Origin of the sequence: Microcoleus sp. PH2017_05_CCC_O_A (genome assembly GCF_020738785.1) — a bacterium.
Lineage (GTDB): Bacteria > Cyanobacteriota > Cyanobacteriia > Cyanobacteriales > Microcoleaceae > Microcoleus.
Genome location: NZ_JAEQCB010000128.1, coordinates 1 through 14,542, shown reverse-complemented (window position 1 = coordinate 14,542; position 14,542 = coordinate 1). Strand labels below are relative to the sequence as shown.

Genomic DNA, 14,542 nt, shown 5'->3' with positions numbered 1-14,542 from the left:
CCGGAGCGCTCAAGCGCAACTACGTACCTTTTTTGTCTGTCCTTTATGCTTTAGATTAGCAATTCCGGAGCGCTCAAGCGCAACTACGTACCTTTTTTGACTTTGAGTCGTTGCTAGGTAAGGAAGTTTTAGAACGGAGAGGGAGGGATTTGAACCCTCGAAGGATGTTAACACCCTTAACAGATTAGCAATCTGCCGCTTTCGACCACTCAGCCACCTCTCCAAGATGACAGTAACTTACTATAGCACACACATCCTATTCTTGCCAAGCCCTATTTTTAAAATTCCTCAAACCCTTAATCTGTATACGTTTTGTCGAAGGAGGAAGGGATATTTCCCCATTCTCCCCCTCTCCTATTCCCCAAAGCCCCTGGCCTTCAAGTGCTTTTCCCAGCTAAAATTGGAACTCAAAAAGAATCTCTTAGTAGACACATACCCCAATCGATATAGCTTAGCCTTGCGATCGCCATCAAGGTGAAAATCCGTCGTCGTTACCCCAGCTTCAGTCACATCAATATTAATAACTCGCCCTTTATCCATTTCCCGCTGGTGATAGCGGTCTCTTGCTTTCATCATCGTTCGGAACATCGCCGCCAGCATCGACAGCGGAGTGTTAATTTTAACTTGATTCTCAATGCCAGTATCGACCAATCGAAACCCAAAGGTAAACCAGCGGGGCATAGTGGGAGTCGAACCGACAGATTGTTTGTCATAAATCCACAGCGGGAAATTGCTCAGAATTCCGCCATCGACAATTAAGTCGTTGCCCAGTTTTCCCGGCTCAAAAAATAGCGGAATACTCATCGACAGCCGCACCGCTTCAGCTACGCTAAAGTCTTCGGGATTTTGGAGCCGCAACTGCTGGTACAAAGGATCGGAATCGGCAGAGTCTTGCCGCCGCAAGTCATCGGGAAGCACCAACATTTCACCGCGAGTTAGGTTGGATATTACTACTTTTAATTCCCGCTCTTTTACCAGTTGTTTGACATCGGCAAAAGTGTGCAAGTGACCTTTACCAAGTGTTGCTTCCAACCACTGCCGGAAAGGTTGTGCAGAATATTCTCCCATCTGGCGGCTAATTGTGAGGAAAAGTAGCGTCCAAGCTGGGGATTGCAAGTCGTCGGCGGGGTCGCCATTTAAAATTAGAGGACTGTTTTTTTGAGTTAAAAATAGGCTATAATCGAGCTGTCCTAACAACTCCTCCAAGTCGTCCATTGACAAGTCTGTTGCCAATACTGCCGCAGTAATTGCACCCGCAGAAGTACCGGCCAATTTTCGCCAGCGGATGCCCAAATCGTGGCAGCATCTGAGTGCGCCTAAAAATGCAAGTCCGCGCACGCCGCCGCCTTCAAAAATGGCGTCGGCATAGATTTGTTTTTTTTCGTCGGGAGGCGGAAATTTTTTGAGAATTGTTTCTTTCTCGGTGGCGGACATCCTGACACCGGGTTCTTGCAAAATTTGCTGGGGAGACCAATTACTCATTTTAGATTTGGGATTTTTAGATTTGGGATTTGGGATTTTTGATTAATACAGGAGATGCCAGCTTAATCAGCTATATATCAGAAACCTGGAAGTGCCAGCACGGGGGCAGTGCTCTACGAAAATCGTTTTTTTGTACTGCGTTTGTTTGAAAAGTGTTATTTATTGTTGTTGATTTTTGTGGGCATTCATGGCTTCTTTGACGTGTTCTTGAATTTGCGATCGCACTTGTTCGTAGGCCACCGACGCGCACCAGGGTCGCAGGGATAGAATAGTTGTATCAGGAGAGATCTCGATTACCAAACAAGTTGGGGGCGGATTTTCCAACACCAGCGGGTGAGAATGGGCAATTTCTAGTAACTCGGCCATCATCGGACGAATCGGCCGATCGCCAATATCAATTTTTAAGTCTACCCGCCTCGTACCCATCGCTGTGGTATTTTTCAGTGTACCGTTAAATAAATTATTATTCGGAACAATAATTTTTATGCGATCGTCCGTCACGACGGTTGTTGAAAAAATCCCGATGCTATCGACAACTCCCTTCACATCCGTAGCTTCGATCGCATCTCCGACCTCAAAAGGCCGTAAACTAATCAACATTACCCCAGCAGCAAAGTGCGATAGAGTATTTTGCCACGCCAAACCAATCGCCAAACCCGCCGCACCCACTACCGCCACCACGCTAGTAGTTTGAATTCCCAACTGACTCAAAGCCGCGACTGCGCCGACAATCAAAATCGCAATTTCGGCAGCTTGAACTAAGAATTTCCGCAGCGTGGGCTCGGTGCGGCCCAGAGCTCGACGAGTCACGTTACTCGCAAACCCGATCGCAAATCGCGTAATTAACAAAATGCCGATCGCCCACAGCACTTGAGGTACAATCTGAAACCCCAATTCTACGAATTTTTTGGAGAATTCTTGAGCTACTTGCATCGCCTGTATTCTCTCTGCATCTAGCTGCGCGGTGAAGGTTTGAGATATTAGTTTTACTGTGCGGAGCGTTGTCATATTAGTAATTGGTAATTGGTAATTGGTAATTGGTAATTGGTATAACTTATAATATAGTCCCGATCGCCATTGGGAGCATCTCAGTTGTGATGTTTTGATTTTATAGTGCTGTCCCCGCTCGCGATCTATAATCGCGAGCGGGGACAGCACTGTAAAGAAATTGCTTTTTTGCATTCATTGAGATGCTCCCTCGCCATCAACCTCTGCGATCGGTATTCCCGCTAGTTAACAGTTTACTGTAACGCGGGGCAATCGGTGTTTAAAACCGCACAAAATTTCCCAGGAAATAGTCCCTAAGATTTCTGCCCAATCGTCAGCAGTAATTTTATTTTCTCCATCATTCCCCAACAACGTCACCACTTCACCGACTTCTAAATCGGGAATATCGGTCACATCCAGCATTAATTGATCCATCGTCACGGCCCCGACTTGCGGCACAAATTTACCCCTAACTAAAACCTGCATTTTAGTAGAAAGATTGCGCGGAATCCCGTCTGCATAACCGATACCAACTACGGCAATCTGTGTCTCGCGCCCAGCAATAAATTTATAGCCATAACTGACGCCGGTGCCTGCTGCAATTGTTTTCACCTGCGTTACTCGGGCTTTGACCTGCATTGCGGGCTGCAAAGAAGCGATCGCCTGCAAGTGAGGAGCAGGATAAAGACCGTAGGTAGCCAAACCCGCTCGTACTAAATCGTAGTGCAAATCGGGGTCTGTGAGGGCGGCAGCAGAGTTTGCCAAGTGCAGGTGACAGGGGTTAATTCCTGCTGCTTGGATTTGGGCGATCGCCTTTTTGAACCGTTGCTGTTGCTCTCTCATCACGGCGCGATCGGGACTGTCGGCTGTCGCCAAGTGAGAGTAAATGCTGGCTAATTTTAAATTTGGCAAACCATTGACTAATTGCACAAATTCTGTTGCGTCTTGCCAAGAAGTACCCAAGCGAGACATTCCCGTATCTAACTTAGCGTGAACGGGCAAAGATTGGTTGAGACTGACGAGAACTTCCGAAAAAATTAGGGCTTGTTTGGCAGTACAAATAGTGGGTTGCAAGTGCCATTGGGCGATCGCCTTTACCTGTGCCGGTGTATTGGTTGCCCCCAACAGCAAAATCGGTGCTTCTATCCCAGCTTCCCGCAATTCTATGCCTTCGGGAATTGTCGCCACTCCCAGCCAACTAGCGCCTGCTTGCAATGCAGTTTGACTAACTGCGATCGCACCGTGTCCGTAAGCATCCGCTTTCACAACTGCCATCAGTTCTGTGTTGGGAGATAATAGATGCTTAAGCTGTTTTACATTGTGAGTTAAAGCTGCTAAATCTATTTCTACCCAAGCCCGCTGGCAAAGTCCGCCGTCACCGTCCCACAGCACCGTCTGGCGGGATTTTTGGGTTGTCGATCCTGCGGCCGTTTGTTCCTCACTCAACATTGTCGATCGCTCCTACTTGCTGGCACCATTAAAAACTGCTTGGAGATTGCACCCTCGGTGTAATTATAATTAAATTTTCGTTTTAATCAATGTGTTATACCGGTTAACAAAAATCCTGCAACACTAGACCAGAGCCAAACCGTTATATCATCAGTGATTGCCAAATCTCAAATCCAAAATCTCAAATCTAAAATCTAAAATGGTATTAGCTGGTGTATCATAGCATCAAAAATACCCGTAAAAACTATGGACGGATTGGCTTACCTGCATTTAGCTGAAACTTGGCAAACGCCCCCAGCTCAAACTCGATCGCCCAACTCCAAAACGCACCTAAATTTAGCTGCAACTCCTTTACTCTTCTTTACAATCTCTCTCGCAATTTTAAATTTAGTCTATCCCGCCCTCGCCATCAGAATGACAAAAGGCGATTCAGGCCCGGAAGTTGTCGAAATACAGAAAACTCTGCAAGCATCAGGACATTTTGGCGGTAGGGCTACAGGATTTTACGGTTCCGTAACCCAGGCTGCGGTGAAAAAGTTCCAAGCAGACAACAAGCTGAAAGTTGACGGAATAATCGGCCCTCAAACCTTGTCAGCCCTCAAAGGCAAGTCGCCAGCCGCCAGCGCTGACAAGGAATCTGCGGAAAAAACAGCGTCAAAAGTCGATCGACCTTCGCCATCTCCTACCCCCACAGAAAACAGCAACCAACTCGAAGATCCAACTAAAAATCAGCCCAAACAGCCTCTTTTTGAAGAACCATTTTTACCACCATTTAAAACAGAAACTGCTGCGCCAACCTCCGACAAAAAAGAAAATGAATTACCCGGCAAAAGGCTTGCAAACACCGAAGGAAAAATGACTTTGAAAAAAACTATTTACGGCAAAATATCGCCGAAATCAATAGTTTATTCGGGAGACGGTTTATTTTTTGCTCAAAACATGATGTACAGCCACAGCATCACCGTTTACAATAGGAAATTTAAATTAGTCAAGACTATTTCCGATACAGTAAACTTGTCAAAATTTGGCTTTTCTAAATTCAAAGGCAATTACAAAGGTTCTCCCGTAGAAGCCGCCTTTTCAACAGATGGTAAATATGGCTATGTATCGAACTATCAAATGTACGGTTCTGGGTTTGACAATCCCGGGAGCGATAGGTGTTCTCCATCAGCCAAACACGACCAAAGTTTCCTGTACCGCATCAACACCCAAACGTTGAAAATAGAAAAGATAATTCCTGTAGGTGCGGTTCCGAAATTTAATGCTGTTTCGCCTGACAATCGCTTCGTACTCGCGAGCAATTGGTGTACTTGGGATTTGAGCGTAGTTGATATCAATAAAAATCGCGAAGTCGAGCGGGTAAAACTGGGTGCATATCCTCGGGGTATTGTGGTTACTCCCGATTCAAAAAATGCCTATATTGCCGTCATGGGTTCTTCCGATATTGCGAAAGTAAATCTCCTAGACTTTTCGGTAGAATGGTTGAGAAATATTGGTAATGCGCCGCGTCATTTGACGATAGATCCCAATGGCAAGTATATGTATGCCACTTTGAACGGTGAAGGGAATGTGGCAAAGATCGATTTGGCAACTGGTGAAGTGATAGATAAGGTTTCGACTGGAAATGCACCTCGCAGCATGACGATTTCTGGTGACGGCAAACTGATTTATGTGGTTAACTATTCATCGAATACTGTTAGCAAAGTGAGGACTAGCGACCTGAAAGTGCTGCAAACAGTTAATGTTAATTCAAGTCCGATCGGGATTACTTACGATCCGGAAACTAATCAGGTTTGGGTGGCTTGTTATTCTGGCAGCATTATGGTGTTCCAAGATTAATCTACCAGGTTCGTAGTGAGGACTTCAGTCCGCAGAAAAATCTGGAAAAAGGACTTGCATTCCCTACTACAAACCAGGTTCGTAGTGAGGACTTCAGTCCGCAGGAAATCGGGAGCATATCATTCTGGTAAAAAGCATTTTTTCTTTGAATGCGAGCTTAAGAGCTCGCGTATTGTACAATACGCGAGCGGGGACAGCACTACAAATGCAAAACTGAGATGCTCCCGGAAAATCTGGAAAAAGGACTTGCATTCCCTACTACAAACCAGTTTCGTAGTGAGGACTTCAGTCCTCGGGAAAGACAAAAAAAAGGACTGAAGTCCTTACTACAAACAATAACGATTAAATCCGATTCTGGGGCGTTGGTTCGACTGCACCCAAAAATCTTATTTCGATGGCTTTACAGGCTTCATAACATAGTCAGAAGGCTTAACAGGAACCTTACCTTGTTTCGCCATCGCTTCGTAAATCATGGCTGCTACTTCCGCACGAGTTGCTATTTTATTAGGCTGCAAAAGAGTGGGTTTCGGATTGTTGACAACAATGCCAGCTTCCGTGGCTGCTGCTACTTTGTTGACTGCCCATTTCGGCACTTTTTTCCTGTCTGTATAAACTTGTAATGTTCTGCTGGCTTTCGCTGACGGTTTCAGGTTTAAACCGCTAGCTAAAGCTGCGATGACTTCCACGCGCGGGACTTCTTTATCGGGACGGAAGGCATTGTCTGGGTATCCTTTAAGATATCCAGTTTTGACGCTGTGGTCGATCGCCCCAGCGATCGGACTGTTATTCTTCACGTCTTTAAAATTAATCGGTTTGCGGCGCGGTTCTTTGTCCGACATTCCCTGAATTAAGCGCGCTAGTTCCGATCGCGTAATCGGTTCGTCTGGCCGAAACTTGTTGTCCGTGAAATCAGCAAAAAATTGCCGATCGGCTAAAGCTACAATGAATGGACGCGCCCAATATTTGTCAGGAACATCGGAGAATTTAACGGGCCCGGCTTTTGGTTTAGCCGCTTTCGGTTTGGTAATGACTGGAGGGACAGCCTCGCGCTCACTTGGCGTTTCGGGAACAACAACCGTCCCCATAGGAGGAACTACTGGAAAAAGTGGCCCTACAGGTGCCACAGGGACGACATCAGGTTGCGAGGGAAGGATCGTTCTAGCGGGCGATCGCACTTCGGGAATCGCCTCCGGTGGCGTTAATATTGTAGAGTTCCCAGGCTCAGCAGCAGGTTGAGAAAAAACGGCTGGAAATTGCCAACTTCTGGCATTCAATCGATCGGGATTTCTGCCTGTTACCCAAAAGAAAATTGCTCCCATCGTGCCGAAAGCAACGACTATCGCAATTAATTCATCAAATCCTAAAGGTTTTCTTTTCCCTGACGGGGGTTGTGAAGAAGACATACTTGTCACCTACATATCAATAAAGCAATTAAATCACATATTTTTTGAGTCTGCCAGAGGCAGAGATCGCTCCCATCAACTATTCCAAACAACTATTCCAAAGTTTTCACCGTCAACACCTGCGGTGGCGTAGCATCGGGAGGATAGATAAAAGTTGGCTACAAGCTAAACTAAAATTTGGCTACAGTCTCAATCTAAGTTATTCATATTTCTGGACGCAACTATCACAATAGTTAAAGATTTTTTAGGTATGTAGTTGCGCTTGGGCGCTCTTTCCGAGATTTAAAGAGCGCCCAAGCGCAACTACATACCTTTTTTAAGGTGCAGGAATGATTCAGCAATTGTGCGATCGCCAGCTATTTTGCAATCTCTTTGATCAGCGCCTTCTGCCACTTCCGAAAGAACGATTGCGACTCGGTTGGCGAGAACTCCTCCCGCTACCAAAACTAGGACTGCGCCTGTTTTGATTTTGACCGGGCTGCGATCGCCTCAAATTGCTGCCGCCGTAACCCGAACCGGTCGATCGATTGGCCCCAGGCGCTGCTGGGCGTCTTGCTGGTACGTTCGATGAGGGCGATCGCAAGCGGCCGGTCGTCCTTAAAACTTCACGGTTTCTCACCGCAGCAGGCGGGGCTTGGTAGCGAGTTTGATATTGGTTAACAGCTTGGACGTAAGTATTGCCATACCCGCCATATCCTGTCATAATCCCCGGCTGATACAGAGGCGGCATATAATATCGCGGTGTAAATAGCAAACTGCCGATCGCCTGACCCGCCAAAGCCCCTGCAAACGGCGCCCAGAAGCCTGATTGCTGCCGAACTACCACCATTTCCTGCTGACCTGTTTGAGAATTGTTAACAGTTTCAGTAACGTTGTGAACGTACTCAATTTTAAAATCTTCTGTCAAATGCAAGCTCGCTTTATTGTTATCCAGACTTAGATAACTTTTCTTCCCTGCCGATATTTCTTCATTTGTTAACCGAGCCATTTGTAAATCCCGGCTGCGGTAAACCGGGGGAGTTCCGGCGGGTGTATTCAGCAACATCAAACTGTATTCTCCCTCAGCATCGTCGTAGGTAGCTTGCTGTACGGGATATTGGCCTTGAGCCAAGTTATTGTTGGCTGGAGGACGCACCGTGTTTACATTTCTATTTGTCGCAGGATTTGCCGCAGGACTTGGAGGAGCTTCTGGGGTAGGAGAACCGCAGGCGGTTGCCGTCCACAAGAAAGTTAAAGCCATTAAATAAATTGTCAGTCTTCGCAGCATAAATAATAATTGGGAATTGGGAATTGGGAATTGGAAATTGGGAATTGGGAATTGGGGATTCGGCACTAACCGCCAAAAGCCGAAGTATCGGCATTGATAGCAAATAACAAATAACTCATAACCAATCACCAATCACCAATAACTCATAACTAATTGCTCCTTCCTTAAAGTGGAATGAGTTCTGGGAAATTGACCAACACTTGGTCGTTAGTAAGTTCATCTCCCAACTGTGCTGGAGAGAAGTGAACTTGTACCGCTCGCAGCCCTTGTTGGTAATGTAAATTAATCAGTGCTTTTAAACCAATTTTTAGCGCGCTGATGTCAGCGAGGTCAGTTTCGAGAGCAGGAACTTCGCCTTCATAAGCGACTGTGAGCATCACCACAACATTTCTCGTTACCGGCAAAGATAAGGGAGAATTTTTATCGTAAACAGAGTCGTTATATTGAGGTTCGCTGAGATAGCGATCGGCTGAATCAGTGAAAATTTCATCCACATAATCGCCAGCTTCGCCTTCATCCCAAAAAACATCGCCTTCATTAGCGGCGGCTTGCCAGTAGTTATCGTACTGTAACAGGTGATTGCAAATTTCTACAAGACCTTCTCCTAAAATTGCTAAGTCACCATCGCCATTAATTCCTTCTCTGGCGGTGCGGTTGAGAACTCCTAACAGCGGTGCAACTTCTTCGCCTGTTAGCTGAACGAACACGCGGCAAACTGCCAGTCTAGTTTTACCTGTAAATTGATTGAATCGATCGCGCCAAGCATTCATAAAAACCTATAGTTGTCATCTGTAGGGCTATATTTTAAACCGTAGCAGGCGATTGGAACTTTTGCCGTCTACCCTCAGATTGATCTGAAGAGTATTTTTAGCGATCGCCAAAGGTAGCGTGCTGTCTTGCTTTGAGTCATCTAAATTTATAGCATTTTTGAATCCGACGATCGAATTGCGCGCTCTCGATCGATCTGCGATCGGAAAGCTGTGTTTCGATCGCAATCAAAGCAAATTGTAGCCGTCGATAATTTAAAATCAAAAAACCTCCAATCTGGCAAAATTGGAGGCTTGCTGAGCGAATACTTTGGTTGGAGATAACTATTAGACGATCGCACTTTCGACTGGCTCGATCGCACTTTCCGAACTCACCTCGGCAACTTGCGCTACGGGCAAATCCAGCTCGCCGCCCGGAGCTTCCGGGTGTTCGCGAACGCCTGCAACCGCATCTGCTGGCTCAGCTAAACCTGCATCTGCGATCGGATCTAGCGACTCTTCAAAAACTTCAAAATTATCGCTCATCGCATCGCAAGCAGCAGAGGCGCGCTGACCGGCGCGGTAGCTCATGTAGGCCGCACCTCCACCCAAAATCCCAGCCAAGCCTAGGAAACCGAGAGCTACTGTTTTGTTGGATTTCCACGGATTCATTTGATCCGAGCCGCCGGAACCCACGATTGTTGGCCCAGAACCAGATTGAGCAGCCCCAGATTTTTTGTAGGAACAGGGGAAAGCAGATGCAGGGTCACCTATGGCGATGCTGCTCGCGATCGCAACGGTGGAAGCAATGCCAGCTAACACTTGAAACTTCTTCATGGTGCTCTGGAGATTGTAAAGGATAATTAAAAAATAAATGGTAACAGCTCTTTACAAATCTATCAACAGGCGATCGCCACCAAAATCACAGATCGATCGCAACTGCCAACATCTCCCCATCGCCATTGAAATTTAAAGTTGCCAGGTAAAAAAGCTGAAACCACTGTTTAGCAAGCGTTTTGACAAACAAACCGTTATAAATTAAAGTCAACCGAGTCAATATTGCGATCGCGCCCAAATTAGAAAATCTGAAGTGATATCGTTTCCGGTTGCATCGGAATTATTAACGGAAATTAGGACACGGCACTGCCGTCTCCCTACGATTAATCACGGTAGGGACACGGCACTGCCGTCTCCTCTATATCATAAGGAGTGCAACCGGAAATGATATGAGACCATAGAAATTTTAATCACAGGGCGACCCACACTTGATGAAAAACTACTTTTAAGGCTACTTTTGAAAAGGCTTAGTTATTGGAAAAACTTTTATTTTTATGACAAACAGCGGGAATCAAGGCATGGAGCGAGATCCTCATCGATTGTTGGTGACGGGCGGGGCTGGATTTATCGGCTCGAATTTTGTGCATCACTGGTGCAGCAGCTATCCGGGCGATCGAGTAGTCGTGCTCGACGCTTTAACCTACGCCGGCAACAGACAAACCCTGGCAAGTTTGGAAGGCGGAGAAAATTTTCGGTTTGTGCAGGGAGATATTTGCGATCGTACCCTAGTCGATACCTTGCTGAAAGAAGAAAACATCAACACAGTCGCTCACTTTGCCGCAGAATCTCACGTTGACCGATCGATTATCGGGCCTGGCGCCTTCGTTCAAACCAACGTAGTCGGCACCTTCACACTCTTAGAAGCCTTCCGCAAGCATTGGGAAGCAATTGATGATTCGTCTGTGAAATCACAAATGCGCTTCCTCCACGTTTCTACCGACGAAGTTTACGGCAGTCTCGGCCCCGACGACCCAGCATTTACCGAAACCACCGCCTACTCCCCCAACAGTCCCTACTCAGCCTCCAAAGCTGGCAGCGATCACCTCGCCCGCGCCTATTTCCACACCTACGGGCTCCCAACAATTATCACCAACTGTTCCAACAATTACGGCCCCTATCACTTCCCCGAAAAGCTGATTCCATTAATGTGCATCAATATGCTATTGGGCAAACCGCTGCCAGTATACGGCGACGGTCAAAACGTGCGAGATTGGCTGTTCGTGCTCGACCACTGCCGCGCCTTAGATGCCGTTATCAACCGCGGCCAGCCCGGAGAAACCTACAATGTTGGTGGCAATAACGAGGTAAAAAATCTCGATTTAGTCAAAATGCTCTGCCAACTAATGGACGAATTAGCTGCTGATTTGCCCGCACGTCCTTGCGAACAACTGATCTCATTTGTCAAAGATAGAGCCGGGCACGATCGGCGTTATGCTATTGATGCCAACAAAATTAAAACAGAGTTAGGTTGGACTCCCTCAGTCACAGTTGAAGAAGGTTTGCGGCAGACCGTGGAATGGTACTTAGCCCATCGCGAGTGGTGGGAACCCCTGCTTTCCGAGGAATATCAAACTTACTACAGCAAGATATACGCTAATTAGTTATTGGTTATTCGTTATTGGTTATTCGTTATTAGTTATTAAAACCAGTAATTAACACCTAATACTTAACAACTAACAAATAACGACCAACAATGACTTTTGCATTTATCACATACATTGACAATTGTCAATGTATGTGAAGATTTAGTTAAACTTCATCCATAGCCCATAAAACCAACTGTTTGTAGCTGATAATTTCAAAAGAGCGATCGAATTAAGCATTTTAAAAGTTTTTAGTAAAAACAGAAAGCAGCAATGACCGAAATCAACTGGCTAAAACACATCCAAGAACCGAAATACTGGCTGTTAGGCATCGCCTCCGGTTTGATTGCCGTGCAACTGACTCTGACTTCCAGAACCAACGACACAGACCTATTTGGCACAATGTTACTGTTTTGGGGAGTTGTAGCATTTCTCATTTGGGAAAGGCACGAATCCTTAACCTTTGAAAGTGGAATTTTCGCCAGTTTCTTTGGGGCATCGTTAATTGCTTTCATCTTGCTCAAAAGTTCTTCGATATTTGGATACGACTTTTTTATCAGGGCTTCGCCTTTCTTGACAGGAATAAGTCTGGCCTTGCTAGCTTCCGGCACAAAAGGACTGAAACAATATTCGCAGGAACTGCTAATTCTTGCCTATACAGCTATTCCTCCCGGATTAATCGGAGTATTTGTTGATGTAGCTCTATACACAGCAAAAGTTTCAACTTTTATCCTGCACTATATAGGATTTGAAGTTCAACGCAAAGGAGTTTTTCTCATCCTAGAAAAGGGCAGCGTCGAAGTATATCACGGCTGTTCGGGGGTGAATGCAATTCTACAATTGTTAGGACTAGCCCTGGTTTTCTTGCTGATGTTTCCGACAACTGTGGGGCAGAAAATTCTAGTGCCGATCGTTGCAGTCCTGATTGCATTTGTAGTTAATGCCGCCCGAGTTTCTCTCATGGCAGTGCTAGTATCGTTATCTCAACCCCAAGCATTTAAATACTGGCACGAAGGAAATGGTTCGGTAGTCTTTTCGATGATTGCTGTATTAATTTTCGGGTTATTCTGCTGGTTTGCCATCTTAAAAAACGAACCACAAAATCAGGAGCAATAAAATTAATAATGGCTATTACCTATTGGAAACCAGTTAGGATTTCTCTTTTGGCTGTTACTCTTGCAGGGGTTTTATTAGTCGCAGGCAAATTGACATTCTATCCCTCGAAAGGCAATAATTCTGCAACCCAGTTTGACTTTCCCTCTACGGTGCCTCTAGCAGAGTGGAAACTACAAAACAGCGCGCCGCTGAAAATTAGCGATACTTCAGAAGTCAAGGCTGCCAGAAAGTATGAATATCAAAAAAGTAACATTGCTCTAGAAATAGAGATGCGCTATGTGGTAGGCACCATCGGGGATGTGGAAAGTATGATGAAGGGACATACTATTCTGAAGTCGTCTCCTGGTAAACTAACATTAGCAAACACTCAAGGCGCGGGGTTTCACGGAATTTTGCAACAGCAAAATCGATTGTATTTGAGTTCGTGTATCAATCCTCGCGGCAGTGCTACAGTCACTGCCGAACAGTTTAGATACAATCGCAACACTCGCGATTGGCAGCCAAACCGGGTTTTGTTTTGGCTGTTGGGTAGGGGAAATATTCAAGATCGGCGATGTTTGTGGACTCAGATGTCTGTGCCTTTGGATAAAACAACTCCAGAAAATGCCCAAAAAGTGTTAGAAAATGCTTGGGTTTCTTGGTATGGGTGGTGGCAGCCGCGATTTCCCGAACCTTAAGTCAGTCGATTTTAGATTTTAGATTTTAGATTTTAGATTTTAGATTTTAGATTTACAATAGCAGATGAATCTAGGAACTCTAACTTTGGTCTAAAATGTGGAGACTCGACTACTTCAATCTGTAGCTTGTATCCGTTTTTTAGCGGATCGAGAGAGATTGTTTTTGTTAACAACAACTGTGATGATGTTATGAATGACGTACAAGGCGAGCAAGGTTTTTCTATCTACAGGTTGCGTTGGATTGGCTACGGTCTATTAATTCTATCTTTATTAGATACGATCGCAGTTTTGATACCAGCAAATTTTGGCAATCGCGTCTGGGAATTGCAGACAATTGGCGCTGTAGTGGAACGGGTGCCAGTTCCTCTATTGGCAATGGCGCTGATATTTTTTGGCGAAGGATATGACCGCAGAAGTTTGGAAAACATTCTTTTGAAAGTTTTGTCTTGGGTTTGTCTGCTGCTGGCGGTGATTTTTCTGTTGATGATGCCCTTGGGAATTTTTGGCACTATCTATGTCAACAACCAAAACGACAAGCAAATTACTACTCAAGCCGACCAACAATTAGCTCAATTGCAGCAAGTAGAAGAACGGCTGAATAAGGGTACTCCTGAAGATTTAAAGACTTTGGCTGGGGAACTTAGCCGTTTGGGAGTGCAAGCGAATACGCAAAACCCGCAGGAATTGAAAAGCCAAATTCTTTCGAGAATTACTCCGGCTAAGGAACGCTTGCAGGCGCAAAGGGCCACGGTGCAGTCAAATCAGCGCATGGGGTTATTTAAAAATGCTGTTAAGTGGCTGCTGGGCGCGTTGATTTCTAGCGTCTTGTTTTTCACGATATGGCGCGGTACTGACTGGGCTAGGTAGTAAGTATTGGTCTCAACTTAAGTCTGAAACGATTGAATCATCTCGCTTTTATCCGAGTCCACATTCCCCTCGCATCCCCCTTCTGAAGCAGGGTGGTTTTATTGTCCCAGACGCGAGCCACTCTTTGACCCTGCTAAATCCCGTTTAAGAAGGGGGACTTTGCTCGGATACTTGTCCCCACCTTTTTTAAGGGGGCTAGAAACTGTAACTTGATTCTTGGACAAATCTACCCATTGTTGCTCAATTGTGGGTAGCTTTTTCACTCGCAAGTTCTGCTAAGGTTGGAATA

At 45.6% G+C, this 14,542-nt stretch carries 13 protein-coding genes, 1 tRNA gene and 1 pseudogene; 5 read left to right on the top strand and 10 right to left on the bottom strand.

Annotated features, from left to right (window positions below; translation table 11 throughout):
- Nucleotides 1–134 precede the first annotated feature (134 nt).
- The 4 genes from JGK20_RS25110 to alr form a co-directional block, all read right to left on the bottom strand.
- A tRNA-Ser gene (locus JGK20_RS25110) sits at nt 135–223 on the bottom strand.
- 131 nt (nt 224–354) lie between these two features.
- Nucleotides 355–1,482 carry a patatin-like phospholipase family protein gene (locus JGK20_RS25105; protein WP_293181642.1) on the bottom strand — a complete coding sequence of 376 codons (1,128 nt, stop codon included), beginning with the start codon at nt 1,480–1,482 and terminating at the stop codon, nt 355–357.
- Nucleotides 1,483–1,641: 159 nt separating this feature from the next.
- Nucleotides 1,642–2,664 carry a mechanosensitive ion channel family protein gene (locus JGK20_RS25100; RefSeq protein ID WP_293205244.1) on the bottom strand — a complete coding sequence of 341 codons (1,023 nt, stop codon included), beginning with the start codon at nt 2,662–2,664 and terminating at the stop codon, nt 1,642–1,644.
- A 51-nt stretch (nt 2,665–2,715) separates the two neighbouring features.
- Nucleotides 2,716–3,918: an alanine racemase gene (alr, locus tag JGK20_RS25095; protein ID WP_293181646.1), complete on the bottom strand. Its 1,203-nt coding sequence runs from the start codon at nt 3,916–3,918 to the stop codon at nt 2,716–2,718.
- 246 nt (nt 3,919–4,164) lie between these two features.
- On the opposite strand from alr, the gene JGK20_RS25090 reads away from it, so the two are divergent.
- Nucleotides 4,165–5,757 (top strand): peptidoglycan-binding protein, encoded by a 1,593-nt coding sequence (locus JGK20_RS25090; RefSeq protein WP_293193705.1) that lies wholly within the window; start codon nt 4,165–4,167, stop codon nt 5,755–5,757.
- A gap of 386 nt (nt 5,758–6,143) precedes the next feature.
- Here the strand turns inward: JGK20_RS25090 and JGK20_RS25085 are convergent, their stop codons facing one another.
- From JGK20_RS25085 to JGK20_RS25065, 6 genes and pseudogenes are all read right to left on the bottom strand, one after another.
- Entirely contained in the window at nt 6,144–7,160 is a 1,017-nt protein-coding gene (locus JGK20_RS25085) for an S-layer homology domain-containing protein (protein WP_293181650.1), read from the bottom strand.
- A gap of 92 nt (nt 7,161–7,252) precedes the next feature.
- Nucleotides 7,253–7,312: pseudogene (locus JGK20_RS34660) on the bottom strand (DUF3370 family protein); the annotation flags it as partial.
- 224 nt (nt 7,313–7,536) lie between these two features.
- Nucleotides 7,537–8,427, bottom strand: coding sequence for a hypothetical protein (locus JGK20_RS25080; protein WP_293232524.1), 891 nt, complete (start codon nt 8,425–8,427; stop codon nt 7,537–7,539).
- 164 nt (nt 8,428–8,591) lie between these two features.
- Entirely contained in the window at nt 8,592–9,197 is a 606-nt protein-coding gene (locus JGK20_RS25075) for a DUF1517 domain-containing protein (protein ID WP_293232522.1), read from the bottom strand.
- Nucleotides 9,198–9,224: 27 nt separating this feature from the next.
- Nucleotides 9,225–9,422: a hypothetical protein gene (locus JGK20_RS25070; RefSeq protein ID WP_293181656.1), complete on the bottom strand. Its 198-nt coding sequence runs from the start codon at nt 9,420–9,422 to the stop codon at nt 9,225–9,227.
- Between the two features lie 99 nt (nt 9,423–9,521).
- Nucleotides 9,522–10,010: a hypothetical protein gene (locus tag JGK20_RS25065; protein WP_293232520.1), complete on the bottom strand. Its 489-nt coding sequence runs from the start codon at nt 10,008–10,010 to the stop codon at nt 9,522–9,524.
- A gap of 494 nt (nt 10,011–10,504) precedes the next feature.
- On the opposite strand from JGK20_RS25065, the gene rfbB reads away from it, so the two are divergent.
- From rfbB to JGK20_RS25045, 4 genes are all read left to right on the top strand, one after another.
- A complete protein-coding gene (gene rfbB, locus JGK20_RS25060) occupies nt 10,505–11,611 on the top strand; it encodes a dTDP-glucose 4,6-dehydratase (RefSeq protein WP_293210800.1) in 1,107 nt (368 codons plus the stop codon).
- A 255-nt stretch (nt 11,612–11,866) separates the two neighbouring features.
- Nucleotides 11,867–12,709: a cyanoexosortase A gene (gene crtA / locus JGK20_RS25055; protein WP_293181662.1), complete on the top strand. Its 843-nt coding sequence runs from the start codon at nt 11,867–11,869 to the stop codon at nt 12,707–12,709.
- An 8-nt stretch (nt 12,710–12,717) separates the two neighbouring features.
- Nucleotides 12,718–13,386 carry a cyanoexosortase A system-associated protein gene (locus tag JGK20_RS25050; RefSeq protein WP_293193709.1) on the top strand — a complete coding sequence of 223 codons (669 nt, stop codon included), beginning with the start codon at nt 12,718–12,720 and terminating at the stop codon, nt 13,384–13,386.
- A 189-nt stretch (nt 13,387–13,575) separates the two neighbouring features.
- Complete coding sequence (locus JGK20_RS25045; RefSeq protein ID WP_293181666.1) at nt 13,576–14,253, top strand: HpsJ family protein; 678 nt, start codon at nt 13,576–13,578, stop codon at nt 14,251–14,253.
- Nucleotides 14,254–14,542 lie beyond the last annotated feature (289 nt).

Excerpts from the sequence above, each read along its gene's own strand:
- JGK20_RS25105 (WP_293181642.1), bottom strand. The coding sequence starts at position 1,482 with ATGAGTAATTGGTCTCCCCAGCAAATTTTGCAAGAACCCGGTGTCAGG.
- JGK20_RS25100 (WP_293205244.1), bottom strand. The coding sequence starts at position 2,664 with ATGCAAAAAAGCAATTTCTTTACAGTGCTGTCCCCGCTCGCGATTATA.
- alr (WP_293181646.1), bottom strand. The coding sequence starts at position 3,918 with ATGTTGAGTGAGGAACAAACGGCCGCAGGATCGACAACCCAAAAATCC.
- JGK20_RS25090 (WP_293193705.1), top strand. The coding sequence starts at position 4,165 with ATGGACGGATTGGCTTACCTGCATTTAGCTGAAACTTGGCAAACGCCC.
- JGK20_RS25085 (WP_293181650.1), bottom strand. The coding sequence starts at position 7,160 with ATGTCTTCTTCACAACCCCCGTCAGGGAAAAGAAAACCTTTAGGATTT.
- JGK20_RS25080 (WP_293232524.1), bottom strand. The coding sequence starts at position 8,427 with ATGCTGCGAAGACTGACAATTTATTTAATGGCTTTAACTTTCTTGTGG.
- JGK20_RS25075 (WP_293232522.1), bottom strand. The coding sequence starts at position 9,197 with ATGAATGCTTGGCGCGATCGATTCAATCAATTTACAGGTAAAACTAGA.
- JGK20_RS25065 (WP_293232520.1), bottom strand. The coding sequence starts at position 10,010 with ATGAAGAAGTTTCAAGTGTTAGCTGGCATTGCTTCCACCGTTGCGATC.
- rfbB (WP_293210800.1), top strand. The coding sequence starts at position 10,505 with ATGACAAACAGCGGGAATCAAGGCATGGAGCGAGATCCTCATCGATTG.
- crtA (WP_293181662.1), top strand. The coding sequence starts at position 11,867 with ATGACCGAAATCAACTGGCTAAAACACATCCAAGAACCGAAATACTGG.
- JGK20_RS25050 (WP_293193709.1), top strand. The coding sequence starts at position 12,718 with ATGGCTATTACCTATTGGAAACCAGTTAGGATTTCTCTTTTGGCTGTT.
- JGK20_RS25045 (WP_293181666.1), top strand. The coding sequence starts at position 13,576 with ATGAATGACGTACAAGGCGAGCAAGGTTTTTCTATCTACAGGTTGCGT.